22 protein-coding genes are annotated in these 19,707 nt (G+C 27.1%); 12 read left to right on the top strand and 10 right to left on the bottom strand.

Going from position 1 to position 19,707, the window contains the following annotated elements:
- Window positions 1-6: 6 nt before the first annotated feature.
- From AVBRAN9333_RS05255 to AVBRAN9333_RS05235, 5 genes are read left to right on the top strand one after another with little or no spacing between them, the layout of a single operon-like run.
- On the top strand, window positions 7-1,308 hold the full coding sequence (locus AVBRAN9333_RS05255) for an ABC transporter permease (protein WP_214117803.1): 1,302 nt from the start codon (window positions 7-9) through the stop codon (window positions 1,306-1,308).
- Window positions 1,295-2,434, top strand: a complete 1,140-nt coding sequence (locus AVBRAN9333_RS05250; protein ID WP_336606755.1) for an ABC transporter permease — start codon at window positions 1,295-1,297, stop codon at window positions 2,432-2,434. Before AVBRAN9333_RS05255 ends, AVBRAN9333_RS05250 begins: the two co-directional genes overlap by 14 nt.
- The gene (locus AVBRAN9333_RS05245) at window positions 2,435-3,085 is read left to right on the top strand and encodes an ABC transporter ATP-binding protein (RefSeq protein ID WP_214117801.1); all 651 of its coding nucleotides are present in this window, start codon (window positions 2,435-2,437) and stop codon (window positions 3,083-3,085) included.
- A complete protein-coding gene (locus tag AVBRAN9333_RS05240; protein ID WP_214119523.1) occupies window positions 3,078-3,539 on the top strand; it encodes a TlpA family protein disulfide reductase in 462 nt (153 codons plus the stop codon). The genes AVBRAN9333_RS05245 and AVBRAN9333_RS05240 overlap by 8 nt, the downstream gene beginning before the upstream one ends.
- A complete protein-coding gene (locus AVBRAN9333_RS05235) occupies window positions 3,536-3,994 on the top strand; it encodes a TlpA family protein disulfide reductase (RefSeq protein ID WP_336609550.1) in 459 nt (152 codons plus the stop codon). Before AVBRAN9333_RS05240 ends, AVBRAN9333_RS05235 begins: the two co-directional genes overlap by 4 nt.
- 160 nt (window positions 3,995-4,154) lie before the next feature.
- Here the strand turns inward: AVBRAN9333_RS05235 and AVBRAN9333_RS05230 are convergent, their stop codons facing one another.
- The 9 genes from AVBRAN9333_RS05230 to argF all read right to left on the bottom strand — a co-directional run bounded on the left by AVBRAN9333_RS05230 (window position 4,155) and on the right by argF (window position 12,980).
- Complete coding sequence (locus tag AVBRAN9333_RS05230; protein WP_336609549.1) at window positions 4,155-7,613, bottom strand: acyl-[ACP]--phospholipid O-acyltransferase; 3,459 nt, start codon at window positions 7,611-7,613, stop codon at window positions 4,155-4,157.
- A 370-nt stretch (window positions 7,614-7,983) separates the two neighbouring features.
- A complete protein-coding gene (locus AVBRAN9333_RS05225; protein ID WP_214117797.1) occupies window positions 7,984-8,460 on the bottom strand; it encodes a GNAT family N-acetyltransferase in 477 nt (158 codons plus the stop codon).
- Between the two features lie 43 nt (window positions 8,461-8,503).
- A complete protein-coding gene (rplS, locus tag AVBRAN9333_RS05220; protein ID WP_214117796.1) occupies window positions 8,504-8,860 on the bottom strand; it encodes a 50S ribosomal protein L19 in 357 nt (118 codons plus the stop codon).
- Window positions 8,850-9,566 (bottom strand): tRNA (guanosine(37)-N1)-methyltransferase TrmD, encoded by a 717-nt coding sequence (gene trmD, locus AVBRAN9333_RS05215; RefSeq protein ID WP_214119529.1) that lies wholly within the window; start codon window positions 9,564-9,566, stop codon window positions 8,850-8,852. The genes rplS and trmD overlap by 11 nt, the downstream gene beginning before the upstream one ends.
- The gene (rimM, locus tag AVBRAN9333_RS05210) at window positions 9,566-10,084 is read right to left on the bottom strand and encodes a ribosome maturation factor RimM (RefSeq protein ID WP_239803088.1); all 519 of its coding nucleotides are present in this window, start codon (window positions 10,082-10,084) and stop codon (window positions 9,566-9,568) included. Before rimM ends, trmD begins: the two co-directional genes overlap by 1 nt.
- Window positions 10,077-10,322 carry a KH domain-containing protein gene (locus AVBRAN9333_RS05205; RefSeq protein WP_214117793.1) on the bottom strand — a complete coding sequence of 82 codons (246 nt, stop codon included), beginning with the start codon at window positions 10,320-10,322 and terminating at the stop codon, window positions 10,077-10,079. The genes rimM and AVBRAN9333_RS05205 overlap by 8 nt, the downstream gene beginning before the upstream one ends.
- On the bottom strand, window positions 10,322-10,546 hold the full coding sequence (rpsP, locus tag AVBRAN9333_RS05200; protein ID WP_214117792.1) for a 30S ribosomal protein S16: 225 nt from the start codon (window positions 10,544-10,546) through the stop codon (window positions 10,322-10,324). The genes AVBRAN9333_RS05205 and rpsP overlap by 1 nt, the downstream gene beginning before the upstream one ends.
- A 92-nt stretch (window positions 10,547-10,638) precedes the next feature.
- Window positions 10,639-11,970, bottom strand: coding sequence for a signal recognition particle protein (locus tag AVBRAN9333_RS05195; RefSeq protein WP_214117791.1), 1,332 nt, complete (start codon window positions 11,968-11,970; stop codon window positions 10,639-10,641).
- A gap of 74 nt (window positions 11,971-12,044) precedes the next feature.
- Complete coding sequence (argF, locus tag AVBRAN9333_RS05190) at window positions 12,045-12,980, bottom strand: ornithine carbamoyltransferase (protein ID WP_336609547.1); 936 nt, start codon at window positions 12,978-12,980, stop codon at window positions 12,045-12,047.
- Window positions 12,981-13,219: 239 nt separating this feature from the next.
- Here argF and AVBRAN9333_RS05185 point away from each other — a divergent pair, with 239 nt between their 5' ends.
- Window positions 13,220-13,927: a substrate-binding periplasmic protein gene (locus AVBRAN9333_RS05185; protein WP_336608339.1), complete on the top strand. Its 708-nt coding sequence runs from the start codon at window positions 13,220-13,222 to the stop codon at window positions 13,925-13,927.
- A gap of 13 nt (window positions 13,928-13,940) precedes the next feature.
- Here AVBRAN9333_RS05185 and AVBRAN9333_RS05180 read toward each other — a convergent pair whose 3' ends face one another.
- Window positions 13,941-15,503 carry an amidohydrolase gene (locus AVBRAN9333_RS05180; protein ID WP_336609546.1) on the bottom strand — a complete coding sequence of 521 codons (1,563 nt, stop codon included), beginning with the start codon at window positions 15,501-15,503 and terminating at the stop codon, window positions 13,941-13,943.
- A gap of 233 nt (window positions 15,504-15,736) precedes the next feature.
- Between AVBRAN9333_RS05180 and AVBRAN9333_RS05175 the strand changes: the two genes are divergently transcribed.
- From AVBRAN9333_RS05175 to AVBRAN9333_RS05150, 6 genes are all read left to right on the top strand, one after another.
- Entirely contained in the window at window positions 15,737-16,444 is a 708-nt protein-coding gene (locus tag AVBRAN9333_RS05175) for a transporter substrate-binding domain-containing protein (RefSeq protein WP_214117787.1), read from the top strand.
- A gap of 70 nt (window positions 16,445-16,514) precedes the next feature.
- Entirely contained in the window at window positions 16,515-17,660 is a 1,146-nt protein-coding gene (locus tag AVBRAN9333_RS05170) for an MFS transporter (protein ID WP_336609545.1), read from the top strand.
- A gap of 59 nt (window positions 17,661-17,719) precedes the next feature.
- The gene (gene rpmI / locus AVBRAN9333_RS05165) at window positions 17,720-17,914 is read left to right on the top strand and encodes a 50S ribosomal protein L35 (protein WP_214117785.1); all 195 of its coding nucleotides are present in this window, start codon (window positions 17,720-17,722) and stop codon (window positions 17,912-17,914) included.
- Between the two features lie 80 nt (window positions 17,915-17,994).
- Window positions 17,995-18,348 (top strand): 50S ribosomal protein L20, encoded by a 354-nt coding sequence (rplT, locus tag AVBRAN9333_RS05160; protein WP_214117784.1) that lies wholly within the window; start codon window positions 17,995-17,997, stop codon window positions 18,346-18,348.
- A gap of 93 nt (window positions 18,349-18,441) precedes the next feature.
- The gene (locus tag AVBRAN9333_RS05155) at window positions 18,442-18,720 is read left to right on the top strand and encodes a hypothetical protein (protein ID WP_336609544.1); all 279 of its coding nucleotides are present in this window, start codon (window positions 18,442-18,444) and stop codon (window positions 18,718-18,720) included.
- Window positions 18,721-18,803: 83 nt separating this feature from the next.
- Window positions 18,804-19,439, top strand: coding sequence for a tetratricopeptide repeat protein (locus AVBRAN9333_RS05150; RefSeq protein WP_214117783.1), 636 nt, complete (start codon window positions 18,804-18,806; stop codon window positions 19,437-19,439).
- The last annotated feature ends 268 nt before the right edge of the window (window positions 19,440-19,707 follow it).

Raw genomic sequence — 19,707 nt, 5'->3', positions numbered from 1 at the left:
GTAAAAATGTTTTTAAGAATAGTAAAAAAATCAATTTTAGGCAATCCTATTCAAAAATTATTAAGTTTTGCGACTATTTTTTTAGCTTGTTTGCTCCTTGCTTGTATGCTTAATATAACTCTTGGGGTTGGCAATCAGCTAGGAAAAGAGCTAAGAAATTATGGAGCAAATATTAGTGTTTTACCACAAGGCTCATCTTATAGTATTGAAGTTGGTAATAAAAGCTTTAAATTACAAAGCGAAAGTAAATTCCTAAATCTTGATGATTTGAGAAAAATTAAAGATATTTTCTGGTCAAATAATATAACAGCAATAGCTCCATTTAAACAACGCCAAGTAGAATTTCAAGGCAAAAAAATCAGTATCTTAGGCACATATTTTAATAAAGAATTAGTCATAGAACAAGATAAATTTGGTAATAAAACCGTGGTATTTGATACTGGATTTTTATCTCTTTTACCTTTTTTAAAGACTGATTTAAATTTTGTAAATGATAATAGTTTAGAAAATGAAGTAAATATAAGTGAAAAATTAGCAAATTCTTTAAATCTTAAAGCTAACGATACTTTCAAAGTGCTTATAAATGATAAAGAAGTAGAGTTAAAAGTAGTTGGCATTGTGAGTAATTTGGGTGATTATGAAGATAAAATTTTAATTAACATAGATAGATTAAATGATATTTTAAATGAGCCAAATACTTATGAAAGAGCAGAAGTATCAGCTCTAACAATTCCAGAAAATGACATAGCTCATAGGGCAAGATATGATATAAAGAGTTTAAATCAAGTAGAATTTGATAATTGGTATTGCACAGCTTTTGTAAGCTCTATTGCATATCAAATTGAAGAAAATTATAAAGGAGCAAGTGCAAAAGCTGTTAGTAAAGTAGCAGATGCTGAAAGCTCTATCGTTAAAAAAATTCAAGGTCTAATGGGAATTATTTTTATCATATCTTTAATCGTTGCAAGTATTGCAGAAGCGTCTTTAATAAATAGTGATGTTTATAGAAGAAAAAAAGAAATAGGTTTGTTTAAAGCATTAGGCGCTAGTAATTTACAAGTTTATTTGGTTTTTGCAATTGATTATTTGTTTGTTAGTTTAATTGCTAGTATTTTTGGTGCTGTATTTGGATTTTTTGTAAGTGATATTATATCTTATAGTATTTTTTCTCATAGTATTGAATATAACTTCATAATTATATTTATTTGTATGTTTTTTGCTAGTTTGGTGGCTTTACTTGGCTCATTAATAGCTACTAAGAATTTTGTAAATCTTGAAATAGTTGAGGTGTTATATGAGCGTAAATAACTTTTTTTTCACACAAGTTAAAAAGAGTATAGTTTTTTCAAAACAAAGATTAATAATAGTTTTAATATCAATTTTTATAGGAACTTGCGTTACTAATGCTTTTTTAAATATATATTTTGATATTGACAATAAAATGAGCAAAGAGCTTAAAAGTTACGGAGCTAATATGCTAATTAGTTCTAAAAGTGATGATTATTTAGATATTAAAGAAGCTAATTTGATTAAATCAAAAATTAGTAAAGACAAATTATTGGCTTATTCTCCTTATTTATACTTTAGCCCTGTTTTTTCTACAAGGCAATTAATAGTAGCTGGGGTTGATTTTGATGAATTTAAAAAAATCAATAAGTTTTTATTAGTTAAAAAAGGTAGCCTAAGTCAAAGCGAATATTTAAAAGATAATAGTATTTATTTAGGTATAGACTTAGCAAATACGCTAAAAAAAGACATAAATCAAAAACTACCTTTAACAATAGTAAAAAATGGTATTCCTTATGAGAAAACTTATATTATAAAAGGGATTTTTTCTACTGGAGATGAGATTGATGCTATGGCTTTTATCAATTTAAATTCTGCTAAAGATTTATCAGGTATTAATGATAAATATTCTTATGTATCTTTAATAGTTGATGATGATTTTGAAAACCTATCAGAGCTTAGCAAAATAGCAGTAAGCAATAATGCAGAATTAAAACCAATTTTAAGTGTTAGTTTAAAAGAAGGAGCAATTTTAGAAAAAATAAAAGGTCTTATGTTTTTGATTTCTATTGTTATTTTAATAATTAGCTCAACAAGTGTTAATACAACTCTTAGTTCAATTATTTTTTCAAGAAAAAAAGAAATAGCCTTGCATTTAGCTCTTGGGGCTAGTTTTAAAGATATAGCAAAATTATTTGCTTATGAAGTATTTATTTTAGCTGTTGTTTCATCTTTATTAGGCACTATTGGTGGGTATTTTTTAGCACAGATTTTAGGCAATATTATTTTTAATGCTAGTATAGATTTTAGATTAAGTGCTTTTGTGCTTTCAATTTTTATATCATTATTTTTTGCATCATTTGCTGCGTATTTTCCGATAAAAAAAGCATTGCAAATAGATATAGTAGGTAATTTAAGAGGAGAATAAATGAGTATTATTAAGGTTAGTAATTTACATAAAAGATTTGATAAAGCCCATGTTTTAAAAGGTCTTAATTTTGAATTAAATCAAGGTCGTTGGCTTAGTATTGTAGGTAAGAGTGGTAGTGGAAAAACTACGCTTTTAAATATTTTATCATTGCTTGATAATGCAAGTGAAGGCGAATACTTTTTAGATGGTATTAATGTAACTCATTTAAGTGAAGCTGATAAACAAAGAATAAGAAGAGAAAAAATAGGGCTTATTTTTCAACAATTTCATTTAATACCTTATTTAAGCGTATTAGAAAATGTTATGTTAGCTCAATATTATCATTCAAGTATTGAAGAAAATGATGCTAAGAAAATCTTAGATAAAGTAGGATTGTTAGATAGATTAGAGCATTTACCTAGCGAATTAAGTGGTGGTCAGCAACAACGCCTTTGCATAGCTAGAAGTCTTATTAATAATCCAAATATTTTATTAGCTGATGAGCCTACTGGCAATCTTGATGAAGAAAATGGAGAAATAGTTTTAGATATATTCAAAAAATTAAGAAGCGAAGGCAAGACAATTATATTAATTACTCACAATCCTGACTTGGCTAAAAATGGAGATGAGATAATTACTATTAAAGATGGACTTATAGTGAATGAATAAAATTCTAATAGTTTTAATACTTTTGTTTTTTGTATCTTGCGAAGATAATAAGCTAGTATTAAATAAACAAGCTCCTAATATTCTTGCAAAAACTACAGCTTTAAATAAAATAGAGTTAAAAAGACAAGGTATAGAATTGATAGAATTTTGGCAAAATGGTTGTGCTGCTTGTCTTAAAGTAATGGCTGGATTAAATGAATTTGCGAATGAAAATAATATTAGTATCTATGCAATTAATTCTATTGATGATTTAAATACTATTAAAAAACATGAATTAGAACACCAATATTCAAATATGATTTTTTTAAAAGATGAAGAAGACATTAGCTGGAGCAGGTATGATATTTTTGCTGTGCCGACTTTATTTATTTTAAAAGATGGAGTTTATGTGGATAAAGTATTAGGCGATAGAAGTTTGGAATTTTTAACTAATAAGATTAAGGAATATTTATGAGATTTTTTCTAGCAATTTTCATATTTTTACTTTATGCTTGTAAAGATGAAGCAATGTTAGCTTTAAATTCAAAAGAGCCAATACATTTAAGTTATAGTGCTAAAGAACAAGCGTTAAAGGGATTAAATGAGCCTTTTATGTTGTTTTTTTACACAAAGGATTGCGGTGTATGTGCTAAACAAATTCCTATCTTAAATGAGCTTAGTAAGGATTATAAAATTATTGCTGTATTAGGTGGTATGAGAGATTATGATATGGCAAAAGAAAGCTTAAAAGGTGTTACATTTGCTACTATTTATGAGAGTTTAGATGTTGAGTATTTAAGCAATGTAGTAGGTGGTGTTTGGGGTGTGCCTGCTATGTTTGTTTATGATAAAGATGGAAAAATGGTTAAAAAATTTATATCGCTTACTCCAAAATCTGTCTTAGAAAATGAATTAAATATGTTGATTTAATATTAAAAACGCATAAATAAAACTTAAAATATTTTGCATCTCAAAATAATTAAGAATTTCATTTGATACTTTAATATTTAAAATTAGCAAAACTTTAATTGGTATTACAAAACTAAAAGGTTTAGAGTTTAAGTTACTCTTCCTTTTAGTATAAATTTTATTAATTGTTTTCTAAAATACTTTTAGCTAGGGCTTTTGCTTCTTTATAATCTACCTTTCCACTGCCTAATAATGGAATTTCTTTTATCAAAATATATTTACTAGGTTTATAAATTGCTAGTATTTCGCTTTGTTTTATTAAATCTACAAAATAATCAAATTTTTCTTCACTACATTCAATTAATAAAACTACCATCTCGCCTTTTTTATCATCTTCTAAAGAAGTAGAGCAGATTTTTACTTCATCATTATTAATCACTTTAGCAACTTCGCTTTCAACAAGTCCTAAAGAAATCATCTCTCCACCAATTTTTGCAAACCTTGAATATCTATCTACAATGTATAAAAATCCATCTTCATCTAAATGTCCCTTGTCCCCTGTGTTATACCATCTAATGCCATCTATTTCTTTTATAACTTCGGCAGTTTTTTCGGGATTATTTAAATACCCTTGCATTACTTGGTGTCCGCCTATTAAAATAAGTCCATCTTCGTTTGCTTTTAATTTTTCATAGCTTAGTGGATCAACTATTCTAATAGCAGTGCCAGGTAACGGCATACCTACGCTTTTATCTTTATTTGCTCTATGTAGTTGCCAATATGTGCTATCAAATTTATTAGGTAAATTCACACTTGCAACAGGTGTTGTCTCGGTAGCTCCGTAACCTTCGTAAATATTTTTTTTGAACTTTAGTTCAAAAGCTGATTTAATCTCGGGCTTTAATTTTTCAGCACCTGCAACTACAATTCTAAGGCTATCAAACATAATTTCATCTATTTTTTTATTTCTTGCATAAATTCCTAAAAATGTAGAAGTTGCACACATAATGCTAACATTATTTTTTACTATAGTTTTTGCAACGCCTAAAGCATCGGTAGGGTCAGCACAAGTTGCACTTTTTATCCCTTCTATTAAAGGCATAAAGGTAGTAACGGTTAGTCCAAATGCGTGAAATGGCGGTAAAGATGAGAGTATTACATCATCATCTTTTGCACAAATTATGCTAGAAATTGAAGCAATATTGCTTAAAATATTTTTATGGCTTAACATAACTCCTTTAGGCATTCCTTCGCTACCACTACTAAATAAAATCGCAGCTGTTTTTTCATTGCTTAAATTCTTAGTAAATAAGGCTTGTAGCATAAAGCTAGGTAAGATACTTATTAAAAAGAGTTTAAAGATAATATCTAGCTTTTCTTTTTTTATTGCTTTTATTAAATCTTCTAAATAAATGATATTTACATTTTCTAATTCTAATTTAAAGCCTTTATTTTCTAGCTTTTCTAAGAATTTAGATGATGTATAAATATGCTTTATATTTGCACTTTCTTTTGCTTGATTGATGGCTTTTATTCCTGCGGTGTAATTTAGATTTACTATGGTTTTTCCAGCAAATAAACTAGCTAGATTTACAAGCGTTGAAGCAAATGAAGCAGGTAATAATATGCCTATATTTTCATCGTTAGGGATTTTTTTACTAAGCACTAGGCTTAATGCTAGGAGTTTTTTGTAGCTTATATCTCCTGCTAAAGGGTCGTTTATCGCTATATTTTGTGAGTATTTTTTAGCACTTAGGATAAAGGCTTTTTCTATTGTTTTTAGATTATCGCTTTGAGTTTTTGTAGCTAAGAATGATAGTTCAAACACTTTAGCTTTTACTAATTCTTTACTTGAATGTATGCTAAGGGTTGTTCCGAATGCTATTGCTATTTCTCTTTTACCGATTTTTTTATTTCTTAGATTGTATTCTTCATCACTTCTTGAAAACGAACTACCCCAAAGCCCGTGGATATAAAAAGGAATTATAATCCCATCATCTTCGCTTAAATCCTTGCACGCTAATTCAAATCCGCTTTTAAATTCATTTAAATGTCCGTGTCTTGATAGAGTTCCTTCAGGGAAAATACAAACAATTTCGCCTTTTTTGATATAAGTTGCAATTAATTCTAAGGCTTCTTTACTTGCAGCAGAGCTTACAGGGATTACTCCAAAATGCTTTATAAACATTCTAATATACCATTTTTGATAGTATTTTCTCTCCATTACAAAATGCACTTTTTTAGGGATTGCCATTTGTATAATAGCCCAGTCAATAAAGGAAATATGATTGCCTAATAATAGCACTCCTTTATTTTGTGGAATATTTTCAAACCCTGCTACTAATAATCTATATTTTTGATAAAAAGCAAGGCTTACTATTATTCTTACTAAAGAAAAAGGCAGTTTTATTAATACATAAAAAGAGCCTAAAAAACTCACAACTACAATGAAATAAAACAAATATAAAACATCAATTTCTAAATAAGCAAAAAAAGTAGCAAGTATGACAAAACTTAGCATAAAAATATTTTGAATAAAATTATTTCCTGCTAAGACTATACCTAATTCATTTTCTTTAGCATTAAATTGTATTAAAGAATTAAGAGCGATTGTGAATATTGCCCCAGATATGCCAAATATAAAAAATACAAGTGCAAAGGCAAATAAATTATTAAGAAAGCTTATTAATAATGAGCTTAAAAATAATCCTAAAGCACCAAGCGGGATAAGCCCTAATTCAATGTAGTTTTTAGAAAATCTACCTGCAATTATTGAGCCTACAATAACGCCTATTGCACTAGCTGCCATTACGCCTTGCACATAAAAGGTGTTTAATTCATTTAGATGAAACTTAGCAAATACAGGAAAAGATACTAAATATAATTGAGAAATAGCCCAAAAGAAGGCAATTCCTATTATACATAGCCAAATTACTTTATTTTGAAATATTAAGCTAAGGTTGTTTTTAAGCAAAACTCCTTTTAAATAATCGTTTTTATTGAATGCTAAATTAGAATTTTCGCTTTTAACCTGCGGTAATTTAGACGCTAAAATAAATTCTAAAACACTAAAAGCTACTAGTAATAAGCCTAGTGGAGCTACTTGAGTTAATATATCCTTACTCGTGCTAAACTCGTTTAATAATAATTCAAAACCTAAAGAAAATACAAGCATTCCGCACAAAATAGCCACAATACTAACAGCATTTATAGCACCATTTCCCATAGCAAGTTGCTTGATGCCGACTAGCTCTTTAATATAACCATATTTAGCAGGAGAATATAAGGCTGATTGAATACCCATAATAAGCGTCATTATAAAGGCTAGATAAAAATAACCATTGTAATAACTAAAACAAATGATTGATACTAAAAATATATTTGCTAAAGCAGTTATTTTCATAACCTTATTTTTAGGGTATTTATCAGCTAAAAATCCTGATATTGAAAAGCTAAAAATATAAGGTAATAAAATTAAAGCATTAATAATTGCAGTTAAAAATAATTGCGTGCTGCCATCATAAATCTTATAAACCGTGTTTTGAATAATGATTTTATGTCCTAAATCAACAAAAGCATTCAAAAACCCAACTAATAAAAATGCGATTATTCCATTGATTTTTAAAAAATCGTTTCTCATTTATAACCCCTAAGAAATAATTTATTTAATTATTTTTTATTTTATTGTAAATTAGTTATAACGCTTTATAAGGTGGTTATAAATATGGTTGGTTTGATTATTAATTGTTTTGGAATTTGAAAAATAAATGTATTTATGAGTATTTTTAGTTTTATTAAACGCTTATAATATTTATAGGTAATAAAAGCTTATAATACTAAAAGTAATTTAGCTAGAATTATTTAAAAATCTAAAACTAAACAATAATTAGTGATTTTAAAAGTTATTACATTATTGATTTAGCTAAGGTATTAATTTAAGAATTTTAAATGTATGATTTAATTGCTTATTATTTATATTTTAAGTGATTTTTATACATAGTTAAGATAACTTATTTATTGTTTAAAAGGTTGTTTATATCTGATTTTTCAAGTCTATGTAGTAGCCATTCATCTTTTGTATTAGCTCCTATTTTTTTATAAACTTCAAGACTTGGATAGTTGTCTTTAAGACAAACCCAATCAATTCTTTCGTAATCATTTTGATTGGCTATTTTAGCTAGCTCTTTTATAAGTGCTTTTCCTATTCCTTTATTTCTGTATTCAACATCAACGAATAAATCTTCTAAGTAAATTCCACATTTTCCTAAAAATGTAGAGAAATTATTAAAATACAAAGCAAATCCAACAGGCTTTAAATCATAATAAGCTATTAAAACATAAGCTTTTTGTTTTATAAATAAGTTTTCTTTTAAAAGTTCTTTAGTAGCTACAACGCTACTTGATAAGTTTTCATAATCAGCTAATTTTTTAATAAATTCTAAGATTAAATCTAAATCTTTTTCTGAAGCTTTTTGTATTGTAATCATTCTATAAACGAAATTCTATAAACGGAGAAAAATCTCCGTAATATTAGCGTTTAAGTTCTTTAATTCTTGCAGCTTTACCGCGTAATCTGCGTAGATAGAATAGTCTTGAGCGTCTTACTTTACCATGGCGAACTACCGTAATACTTTCTAGACTATCAGAATAAATTGGGAATATTCTTTCTACTCCAACACCATTTGCACCAATTTTGCGAACCATAAAAGTTTCACCTGTGCCTTGACCACGACGAGCTATACAAATACCTTCAAAATTTTGAACCCTTGACTTATCACCTTCTTTAATATGAATAGCAAGTTTTAATGTATCGCCAGCTCTAAAATCAGGAATATTTTTTCCTTCAATTTGTTTAGCTTCAAACTGCTCAATATATTTATTTCTCATAGTTTTTCCTTAAATTATTGTGCTTAGCAAGTAAATCCGGGCGGTGGAATTTGGTCTTGCAAAACGATAGATGATTTTTTAAAAGGCTAATATTAGCGTGATTACCCTTAACAAAACTTGAAATTGAATAAAATTTCTTAAAAATATTATTTTTTTTATATTCAAATATAAAAGGTTTAGTAAAAGATGGGGCTTCTAATAAATAATTTTCAAAACTTTCTTCTACTAAGCTTTCTTGTTTTATTACTCCATTTATATTTCTAGCAATTGCATCGCACATACAAAGAGCTCCTAATTCCCCGCCCGTTAGGACAAAATCACCTATGCTAAAAACCTCATTAGCATAATTTTCATACACTCTTTCATCAATACCTTCATATCTTCCGCATACAAAAGTAATTTCACTTTTTAAAGCAAGTCTTTTAGCATCAATTTGTTTAAAAGGTTTTCCTGTAGGGCTTAAAAATATAATATGAGAATTTTTATAATTTTCTAAACAATCAAATAAAGGTTGGCAAGCCATAAGCATACCTGCTCCGCCGCTGATTTTCGTATCATCTACTTTATTATGTTTGTTTGTAGAATAATTTCTAGGATTGTCAAAATGTAGTTTTATAAGCTCTTTTTCTCTTGCAATTTTTAAAATGCTTTCATTAAAATAGTTTTCAATTAGATTTGGAAATAAACTTATAAAATTAAATTTCATTACGAATTTTCTAAAATACTTTTAGAATTATTTACCTTGATAATATCACTTACTGAAATTATAAAATTATTGTGAAAAGGTATATAAAAACTCTTAGCTAAGCCTAAATTTACTAATTCATCGCTAGTTTTTATCTCTAATAAATCATTAGCTCCTGTTTCTAAAATATCAACAACGCTACCTAAAAACTCATCATCTTGATATACTTTTAACCCAATAATATCAAAATAAAAATATTCATCTTTTTTAAGCTTAATATTTTTTCTAGTATTTTCAATATTAGAGTAAAGCTCCATATTTACAAGTTCTTTAGCCTTATTTATATCTTCATATCCTACAAATTGCACTAAAGAATTTGAAAAATCAAAAGATTTAATTATGAATTTTTTACCATTTTTATCAAAAAATTCAGCTTTAGGTTTAAATTGTTCGTAAAAATCACTTTTATTATGAAATTTTAAAAAACCAAGTAATCCGTGAGTTTTACCAATTTTAGCAACATAAACTAGATTATTCATCAAAAGTTTTTACCGTGATTTTATAATTTAATTTTTGAGTATTTTTGTGATTAACTGCTATTGTTTTAATTGCGGTTATGATTTTTCCTGATTTTCCAATAAGTCTTCCGGCATCTATTTTAGTAGCCATAATAACAATATCTATTAGGTTATTTTCTTTTTCTTCTACAAAAATTTCTAGCCGCTCAGGATTTGCGGCTATTGTTTTTGCATATGTAAAAATAAATTCTTTTACCATTATTTTGTAATTCTTGCTACACGATCGCTTAATTTAGCGCCTACGCTTTTCCAGTAAGCTAGTCTTTCAGCATCAAATTTGATTGTTTCAGGCTCGCTCATAGGATTGTAATATCCTATACTTTCAATCCAACCGCCATCTCTTCTTTTTCTGCTATCTGTTACTACGATACGATAAAAAGGACGCTTTTTTCTACCCATTCTTGTTAGTCTTACAACTGTCATTATTTTCTCCTTGATTGATTTAAAGATTTTTTATAAACAAAAATTGTCTATAAAAAAGCTTTAAATAAGTTTAAAGCTTTAAAAATTTTTAATTATTTTGGAAAATTTCCTTGATTTAGCATAGAACCTAACCCTTTCATACCACCTTTTGAAAGTTTTTTAGCAATTTTTGATGCATTTTCAAATTGTTTTAAAAATCTATTAACTTCCATTTGAGATAGACCTGCGCCTTTTGCAATTCTTGCTTTTCTAGCATTGTTTAATAGGCTTGGAGTTTCTCTTTCTTTTGGGGTCATTGAGCTAATCATTGCCTTTATATGTATCATTTCTTTAGAGCTTTCTAAATCTATATCTTTTACTTTATTAGCAATGCCACCAAGACCTGGTATCATTCCAACTAATGAACCTAAATTCCCTAATTTTTTAACACTTTCAAGTTGATTTATAAAATCATTGAAATTAAATTCACCTTTTTTGATTTTTTTGCTTAAGATTTTTGCTTCTTTTTCATCAAAAACTGCTGAAGTTTTTTCCATTAAAGTTGCTAAATCGCCTTCTCCCATAATACGACCAACAATTCTTTCTGGAACAAAACTCTCAAAATCTCCTACCTTTTCGCCAATACCTACGAATTTTAAAGGTAGATTTAATAATTTTGCTATACCTAAAGCAACCCCGCCTTTAGTATCTGCATCAAATTTACTTAAAATAACACCACTAATGCCTATTTTTTCATTAAATGTTTCTGCAGTTTTTACACCTTCTTGACCACTCATAGCATCAGCTACATAAAAACTCTCATAAGGATTTATTATATCTTTTACACGAGCTAATTCATTCATTAAAGGCTCATCAATCGCTAAACGACCTGCAGTATCCACTAATAATACATCATATAAGCCATCTTTAGCTTTGTTAAGAGCATTTTTTGCTACTTCGCAAGGGTCTTTGCTATCCATTGAAAATAAATCAATTTCATTAGCTTCACATAATTGTCTTAATTGCTCTACCGCAGCAAGTCTTTGTAAATCACACGCTGCTACTAGAACTTTTTTCTTTCTAAGTTTTAAATAATTTGCTAATTTTATCGTGCTAGTTGTCTTTCCACCACCTTGTAAGCCTATCATCATTACAGATGTTAAACCACTTGGAGAAAATCTAAATTCGCTTATTTTATTTTCTGGTGTTAGTATGTTTGTAAGGTTATTTTTAATTGCATCTAAAAAATGCTTTTGACCGATTCCTTTTGCTTTTACTTCATTTTCTACATTAACTAATAATTCTTTCGTTACCTTAAAATGAACATCAGCCTTTAATAAAGACTTTTTAAGAGTTTCCATAGCGTTTTTTAACGCTTTTTCATCATCTATTGTTTTTAATTTATTTACCGCTTGCTTAAAAGAATCACTAATCAACTCAAACATTAAAAATATCCTTTAATTTAAATTTTAAAAAAGGGGTAATTATAACCCCAAATGCTTTATATTTGTTTAATAAATTATATATCTATATCACAAATAGTAGCAATCATAACAGCTTTTATAGTATGCATTCTATTTTCTGCTTGATTAAAAATTATATCAGCATTATTCTCAAATACATTTTCTGTAATTTCATTACCTTTTACTGCAGGTAAGCAGTGCATTATTATCGTATTTTTTCCAGTTTTTAAAAGCAATTCATCATTTACTTGATAAGGTTTTAAAATATTTATTCTATCTTTTGCTTTTTCTTCTTCTCCCATAGAGCACCAAACATCAGTATATATAATATCAGCACCCTTAATATCTTCAATATTATCGCTGATTTTTATACTTGAGTTATTCGCAAAACTTTTGCAAAGATTTATTAATTCATTATCAGGATGAAGTTCTTTAGGACTAATATTTATGTAATTTAATCCTAATTTAGCGCAGCCTATCATAAGAGAATTTGCCATATTGTTTCTACCATCTCCAATATATGCAAAATTAAGCCTTTCTAGTTTGTTAAAATGCTCGTAAATAGTTAGCATATCGGCTAGAATTTGAGTTGGATGAAATTCGTTTGTCAAACCATTCCAAACAGGAACATCACTATATTTTGCTAAGGTTTCTAAATCACTTTGATTAAAGCCGCGAAACTCAATGCCATCAAACATTCTGCTTAATACCCTAGCGGTATCTTGTATGCTTTCTTTTTTGCCTAATTGTATATCATTAGTACCTAAATATTCAGGATAAGCTTTTTCATCGTTACAAGCTACTACAAATGCACATCTTGTTCTAGTTGATGGTTTTTCAAATATTAAAGCTATGTTTTTTCCTTGCAAATGATTGCCTGTTATACCTTGCTTTTTCTTTTCTTTTAGCTCTTTTGCAAATTTAATAAGTGCTAGGATTTCATCTTTACTAAAATCTTTTAAAGTTAGAAAATCTCTGTTTGTTAGTTTCATTTTTTCTCCTTTTGTTACATTTTTATACTATTTTTTAAATGATTTTAAATTTTTAAAATATATTATATTAAATAATTGATTTTTTGAGTATAATCCTATCAATTTTTTTAAGGAGGACAAATGGAAAAATTACAAATAAATAAATCAAATCTGCGTTAAAACTTATTACTTCTTTTATTCTATTTTTTTTTTTTTTATTTTTTACATTTTTTATTTTTATTAATTTTTAGGAGATTATTATGAAACAAATTTTTATAGCTACATTGCTAGCTTTAGGGCTTTTCGCACAAGAGATTTATAAGGTTGGCACAGGATATGATTATCCACCATTTGATTATATAGAAAATGGTGAAATTGTAGGATTTGAGATTGATTTAGTAAGAGCAGTAGCAAAAGAGTTAAATATTCAGGTTGAGCCTGTTACAATGCCATTTGATGGGCTTATTGCGGCTTTAAAAGTGGGTAAAATTGATATTATTTCAGCAGGTATGAGTTATACTTCACAAAGAGCTAAAAATGCTGAATTTACAAAAAGCATATTTGATAGCAAAAATTATTATTTGAAGTTAAAAGGAAATGATAAAATAAATTCTTTAGATGATTTATCAAATGGTGCAATAATTGGGGCAAAAATAGGCACTCTTCAAGCTGACGAAATAACTAATTTAAAAGGTGTTAAGCCGTATTTAAACGAAGAATATATAGTGCTTATTAATTCTACTTTAAATGGTAAAATTGATGGTTTTGTAATGGAAGAACCAGTCGCTAAAAGTTATATGAAAAAGTATCCAAATTTAGAAGTTTTTGCTACTTCTAGTATTGAAGGAATGAGTCTAGCTTTTAAAAAGGGTAATACAAAATTAAGAGATGATTTTGATAAAACTATTGAGAAATTTAAGCAAGATGGAACTTATTTAAAATTATTAGAAAAATATAATTTAAACTAATCCTTGAAAAGGATTAGTAAATTCTTTCGCCTTTTAGCCAAGTTTGATGAACTTTTATATCTTTTATTTTTGTTTTATCAACACTAAAAATATCATTATCTAAGACAATAAAATCAGCGCTTTTACCATCTTCAATAGTTGTGCAATTTTTTAGCATTAGGATATTTTGTGAGTTTTTAGTTAGCATTAAAATTGCATCTTCAACTGATATTTCTTCATTTTTATTATAGTTTTTGCCGTTAGGATTAGTTCTTACAACAGCTGCATTAATACTTACAAATAAATTAAAAGGCTCGTGATGAATTGTAGCTGGTGCATCACTTGAAATGCTTAAATCTAAATGTTCTTTTAATGTGTTTAAAGCACAAATTGAATTAAATCTATCATTTTCTAACGCATCTTCATAGCTTGTATATTCAGCGTATTGAAATATTGGTTGTGTGCTTATAGCAATTTTTACTTTTAACTTTTTTATTTTTTCAATATGTTTTAAATTTAGCATAGAAGCATGCTCAAATCTAACGCTAGGATAATCTTTTAACCAATTTTCATAGCTTATAAGATTATCAATTACTATATCTATAGCTTTATCTCCCATTAGATGAAAACTTATTTGGCAATTATTATTTTTGGCAAAATCAATGGCTTCTTTAATTTCATTAATATTACATACTAAATCCCCATAATTGTCGCTATTTTTATAAGGTTTATGAGTAAATGCAGTTTGTGATGAAATAGTGCCATCTACAAAGAATTTAATTCCATTAGTTTTAATATCTTCTAGGCTTTTAAATAAGCCAAATTCTTTAGCGTCTTTATAAACTTGATATAAACTAACTCTTTGTTTTAAACCCATATTTTTTGCTAATTTATATAATTCATAAGCTTTTAAAGGTTTAGAATAACACATCATATCGCTAATATTTACTATTCCTAAACTTGCATAAATTTCGCCTAATTTTACTAATTTTTTTGCTTCATCTTCTAAGCTTTCTTTTTCCATTGCATTGCGAATTAACATAGATGCACCTAAATCATACATAATACCATTAGGAGTGCCGTCTTCAAATCTGCCTATTTTTCCACCTTTAGGCTCTTTTGTGTCTTTTGTAATATTTGCTAGTTCTAATGCTTTAGAATTGCAAACGCAAGAATGACAGCAACTTCTTAATATAAAAATTGGTTGTGTTGAGCTTATCAAATCTAAATCTTTTATAGTAGGAGCTCTTTTTTCATCTAGTTTTGATTCATCATAACACCAACCTTTAATCCATTTATTTTCCTTACCATAATTTGGTGAAGTTTTTAAAAATTCTATTAATTGTGGAATATTTGCCACATAAGGTTTAGTGCAAGCTAGACTATCTATTATTTGTGATACATATGTTGGATGCGTGTGAGTATCGCTTAATGCAGGAATAACGCAGGCATTTTTTAAATCTATGATTTTATTGCAATCATTTCTATTTACATTATTGATTTCACAAAATTTAGAGTTTTTTATACTAAATTCGCTTATAAAATCATTTTCGTTTTTACCTGTAAAAACTTTAGCATTAACAAAACCTATTTTCATAATCTATTCCTTTATGTTACATAATGTTACATTTTTTATATTTAATTTAAAATTACACATATTATAATTAACATATTTTACTTTTTTGATTATTATAAGTCATATTTTTAAGGAGGACAAATGGAAAAATTACAAATAAATAAATCAAATCTGCGTTAAAACTTATCACTTCTTTTATTCTATTGTTTTTATTTTTTACATTTTTTATTTTTATTAATTTTTAGGAGATTATTATGAAACAAATTTTTATAGCTACATTGCTAGCTTTAGGGCTTTTTGCACAAGAGATTTATAAAGTTGGTCTATCGCCTGATTTCCCACCATTTGAGTATATGGAAAATGATGAAATTGTGGGGTTTGAGATTGATTTAGTAAGAGAAATTGCTAAGGAGTTAAATATAAAAATTGAGATTATTCCAATGTCTTTTGATGGTTTAATTCTAGCGTTAAAATCAAAAAAGATTGATATTATTGCATCAGGTATGAGTTATACACCTAAAAGAGCTAAAAATGTTGAGTTTTCAAATCCAATAATAGAAAGTGAAAACCACTATATCAAATTAAAAAGTAATAAAAAGCTAAATTCTTTAAAAGACCTTGAAAAAGGAGCTATTTTAGGCGCACAAATAGGAACTTTGCAAGCTGATGAAATATCTAATATTAAAGGTGTAGTTCCGTTTTTAAATTCTGAATACATTCCACTTGTATTATCTACTTTAAATGGCAAAATTGATGGTTTTGTATTAGAAGCTGCTGTTGCTAAGAGTTATACTAAAAATTATGATGATTTTGAAGTATTCGCAAAAACTCCAATAGCTGGAACTTGCATAGCTTTTCAAAAAGGCAATACTAAATTAAGAGATGATTTTAATAATGTAATTAACAAATTTAAAAACGATGGAACTTATTTAAAATTGTTACAAAAATATAATTTAGACTAAATATTTATGCCTAATATTTAGGCATAAATTGAATTTTTTAGATATATTAAAGTCTTAATAAAGGAAAAATATGAAAAAAAGTTATTTTTTAATAAGTATTTTATGTGTAATTTTTATATCTTTAAATCTTAGGGCACCAATTACTGCAATAGGTCCTATAGTTGATAATATTATGAGTTATTATGATTTAAATTCTACGCAAATTGGGATTTTAAGTGCTTTGCCGCTTTTTTGTTTTTTTATTTTTTCTTTAATCGCTCCGATTTTACCAAATACAAAAGCTATGCTTTATGCGATTATTTTAATAATGTTTGGACTATTTGCTAGGGCGTTTTTTAATACTTTTTTCTTGTTTTTTGGGACGATTTTAATAGGTTTAGGTATTGCTATTTTGAATGTTTTAATGCCTAGTTTTGTTAAAAATCACTTTAAAAATATTGGAAAAATTATGGCACTTTATGGAATGTTTTTAAGCATTTCTAGCTTAATAGGAGTTTTTGGGCATTATTTGATTGATTATATTGGACTTAGTGGAGCTTTATTTTGTTGGATTATATTTGCTATTATTGCGTTTTTTTGCTATCTGCCATTTATTAAAAATCATAGGCTTAATAGATATTCTAAAACTCAAAATTTCAGTGATTTTTTAAGTATTTTTAAAAACAAAAACGCTTGGATAATCACTGCTTTTATGGGGCTTCAAAGTTGTGTTTTTTATACGATAATTACTTGGTATCCTAGCATATTAGCTATTAGTATGAATAAAGATTATGCGACTAATATTGTTATATTATTTCAATTTTGTTCTATGTTTTCAGCTTATTTTATACCTAATAAAATGGCTCAGATTGAAAATAAAGCAATGCTTTTAACTTTAGTTTGTATTAGCAATATTCTTGCTTTTTTTATATGTTTATTAAGTTCAAATATTTATATTTTAATAATTTCAGCTTTATTATTTTCTATTCCTGTTGGTGGAATTTTTGGCGTTGCATTGATAATGATTGCTATTAAATCAAAAGATACAAAAACTACAATATATTTAAGTTCAATGTCTCAAAGTATAGGGTATTTAATAGCTACTATTGGGCCAATAATTTTTGGATATTTTAAAGATATTACAAATAGTTTTAATACTTCAATTATTTTTATGATAATTATTAGTTTTTTGTTGCTAATTTTTTCTTTACTTTCAAATAAAATAAGCTATATATAAACTTTATTGTGATAAAATCGGCTCTTCTTTTTTAGAAAATTCAACAAAAAGGAAAGCTTATGCCAAAAATGAAGAGCGTAAAAAGTGCTTCTAAGCGCTTTAGAGTAGGCAAAAATAAAATTAAGCGTGGTTCAGCTTATAGAAGCCACATTTTAACTAAAAAGCCTGCAAAAAGAATGCGTGATTTAAGAACAGCAAAATTTGTTCATGCTACAAATGAAAGCCGTGTTCTTAAAATGCTTTGTATGAAATAAGAGTTTTTGATTTTTAATCATTCGTTACCCCCGTTTAGGGAAAGATTTGCTTTAAGCAAACGCCATTAAAAGGAGAAATTATGGCAAGAGTAAAAACAGGCGTAGTAAGACGCAGAAGACATAAAAGATTATTAAAGTTAGCTAAAGGTTTTTATAGCGGTCGTAGAAAACACTTTAGAAAAGCTAAAGAACAATTAGAAAGAAGCTTGGTATATGCTTACCGCGATAGACGCCGCAAAAAAAGAGATTTCCGTCGTTTATGGATTATTAGAATTAATGCAGCTTGCCGCTTAAATGATTTAAGCTATTCAAGATTTATGAATGGTCTTAAAAAAGCTGGTATTGAACTAGATAGAAAAGTTCTAGCTGATATGGCTATGAATGACGCAGCAGCTTTTGCTAAAGTTGCAGCAGCAGCTAAAAAAGCATTATAATTTCTTTCCTAGCTAAGATTAGCTAGGAATTTCTTTCTTTAACATTTAAATATTTTCCCTAGTAATTTTTATTTTTTTAATATTATTTTAAGAATGGTGGGGGGGGGTATAATCTTTTTTCTTAATTCTCCTGAAGTTAATATTCTAGGAATAGGAGCTTCTAAAAAACTTAAAATTACATCTAAAATAGATGAATTAGAAATATATGAGATTAAACTAAATAAAGGAAATTGCAAACTTCATTATGTTTTATCAAAATCAAATCCTAAAAAATTAAAATACGGACAATCATTTTCACCTATACATTTTTGCGAGAATTTAAAACAAGCAGAAATTAAAACCAATGAAGGTGATTTTACTTATTCTTTTTAAGCTATAGATTTCCTATAGCTTAAAAATAAATATTACTATTTAAAAATATTTCGCTAAAATTACTACCTTAAAAAGGAGTTAGTATGAAAAAATTATTAATTTTATTATTTAGTGTTTGTATTTATGCCGTTGAGTGTGTGAGTTTAGAAGAATGTTTAAAAAATGCTAATTATTATCAGTTTGATAAAAATGATGAAGCAAACGCAGCTTTATATTATAAAGTTTCTTGCGAAGAATATGAAGATTATTTATCTTGCAAGGCTTTAAGTGATATTTATAAATATTCTGACAAATTGGAAAATAAAAAATTAAATAAAAAATACAAAAATTTAGCAATAAAATTGGTTAAACAATCTTGCAAAGATGATGATAATGCAAACGCTTGCTATGATTTTGCAAATTTTTGTGAAGTAAAATATACTCAATGTGATGATTTTGAAAAATTATATGAAAGAGCATTTAATTTATACGAAAAACAATGCAATAATAATGATTATTCATCTTGCTATTTTTTAGCAAATATGTATTTAAATGGAGTTAGCACTGATATTGATGAAGAAAAAGCTTTAGAATTATACAAATACGCTTGCAATAACAATGATAACAAAAGCTGCTATGAAGTATCTCAACTTTATGAAAATAAATCTCTTGAGTATTTAAGAAAATCTTGCGAATTAGAATTTAAATACGCTTGTGAAAAGTTAGATAATATAAAATAATTTTAAAAAGTTCTTATTTTAAGAACTTTTTATTATTTGATATATTTTTAAAAACGAGTAGTTATAAAAGCATATAAATTACAACTATTTAAAATAATTTAAGATTTTTATTATTGTTTTGTCATAATAATCACATTTACTTCAAAGGAATTTTATGAATATAGAAAAACACCAAAATATGATTAATTTTATTTGGAATATCGCAGATTGTCTAAGATATTTTAAGTTAAAATTAGTTTTGTTTTTAATGTGAGAAAGTTTATGGAAA

This window comes from Campylobacter sp. RM9333, assembly GCF_020137705.1.
GTDB lineage: Bacteria > Campylobacterota > Campylobacteria > Campylobacterales > Campylobacteraceae > Campylobacter_E.
Note: the sequence above shows the minus strand (reverse complement) of the source record. Positions and strands in the feature narration are given on the sequence as shown.

Excerpts from the sequence above, each read along its gene's own strand:
- AVBRAN9333_RS05255 (WP_214117803.1), top strand. The coding sequence starts at position 7 with ATGTTTTTAAGAATAGTAAAAAAATCAATTTTAGGCAATCCTATTCAA.
- AVBRAN9333_RS05250 (WP_336606755.1), top strand. The coding sequence starts at position 1,295 with ATGAGCGTAAATAACTTTTTTTTCACACAAGTTAAAAAGAGTATAGTT.
- AVBRAN9333_RS05245 (WP_214117801.1), top strand. The coding sequence starts at position 2,435 with ATGAGTATTATTAAGGTTAGTAATTTACATAAAAGATTTGATAAAGCC.
- AVBRAN9333_RS05240 (WP_214119523.1), top strand. The coding sequence starts at position 3,078 with ATGAATAAAATTCTAATAGTTTTAATACTTTTGTTTTTTGTATCTTGC.
- AVBRAN9333_RS05235 (WP_336609550.1), top strand. The coding sequence starts at position 3,536 with ATGAGATTTTTTCTAGCAATTTTCATATTTTTACTTTATGCTTGTAAA.
- AVBRAN9333_RS05230 (WP_336609549.1), bottom strand. The coding sequence starts at position 7,613 with ATGAGAAACGATTTTTTAAAAATCAATGGAATAATCGCATTTTTATTA.
- AVBRAN9333_RS05225 (WP_214117797.1), bottom strand. The coding sequence starts at position 8,460 with ATGATTACAATACAAAAAGCTTCAGAAAAAGATTTAGATTTAATCTTA.
- rplS (WP_214117796.1), bottom strand. The coding sequence starts at position 8,860 with ATGAGAAATAAATATATTGAGCAGTTTGAAGCTAAACAAATTGAAGGA.
- trmD (WP_214119529.1), bottom strand. The coding sequence starts at position 9,566 with ATGAAATTTAATTTTATAAGTTTATTTCCAAATCTAATTGAAAACTAT.
- rimM (WP_239803088.1), bottom strand. The coding sequence starts at position 10,084 with ATGAATAATCTAGTTTATGTTGCTAAAATTGGTAAAACTCACGGATTA.
- AVBRAN9333_RS05205 (WP_214117793.1), bottom strand. The coding sequence starts at position 10,322 with ATGGTAAAAGAATTTATTTTTACATATGCAAAAACAATAGCCGCAAAT.
- rpsP (WP_214117792.1), bottom strand. The coding sequence starts at position 10,546 with ATGACAGTTGTAAGACTAACAAGAATGGGTAGAAAAAAGCGTCCTTTT.
- AVBRAN9333_RS05195 (WP_214117791.1), bottom strand. The coding sequence starts at position 11,970 with ATGTTTGAGTTGATTAGTGATTCTTTTAAGCAAGCGGTAAATAAATTA.
- argF (WP_336609547.1), bottom strand. The coding sequence starts at position 12,980 with ATGAAACTAACAAACAGAGATTTTCTAACTTTAAAAGATTTTAGTAAA.
- AVBRAN9333_RS05185 (WP_336608339.1), top strand. The coding sequence starts at position 13,220 with ATGAAACAAATTTTTATAGCTACATTGCTAGCTTTAGGGCTTTTCGCA.
- AVBRAN9333_RS05180 (WP_336609546.1), bottom strand. The coding sequence starts at position 15,503 with ATGAAAATAGGTTTTGTTAATGCTAAAGTTTTTACAGGTAAAAACGAA.
- AVBRAN9333_RS05175 (WP_214117787.1), top strand. The coding sequence starts at position 15,737 with ATGAAACAAATTTTTATAGCTACATTGCTAGCTTTAGGGCTTTTTGCA.
- AVBRAN9333_RS05170 (WP_336609545.1), top strand. The coding sequence starts at position 16,515 with ATGAAAAAAAGTTATTTTTTAATAAGTATTTTATGTGTAATTTTTATA.
- rpmI (WP_214117785.1), top strand. The coding sequence starts at position 17,720 with ATGCCAAAAATGAAGAGCGTAAAAAGTGCTTCTAAGCGCTTTAGAGTA.
- rplT (WP_214117784.1), top strand. The coding sequence starts at position 17,995 with ATGGCAAGAGTAAAAACAGGCGTAGTAAGACGCAGAAGACATAAAAGA.
- AVBRAN9333_RS05155 (WP_336609544.1), top strand. The coding sequence starts at position 18,442 with ATGGTGGGGGGGGGTATAATCTTTTTTCTTAATTCTCCTGAAGTTAAT.
- AVBRAN9333_RS05150 (WP_214117783.1), top strand. The coding sequence starts at position 18,804 with ATGAAAAAATTATTAATTTTATTATTTAGTGTTTGTATTTATGCCGTT.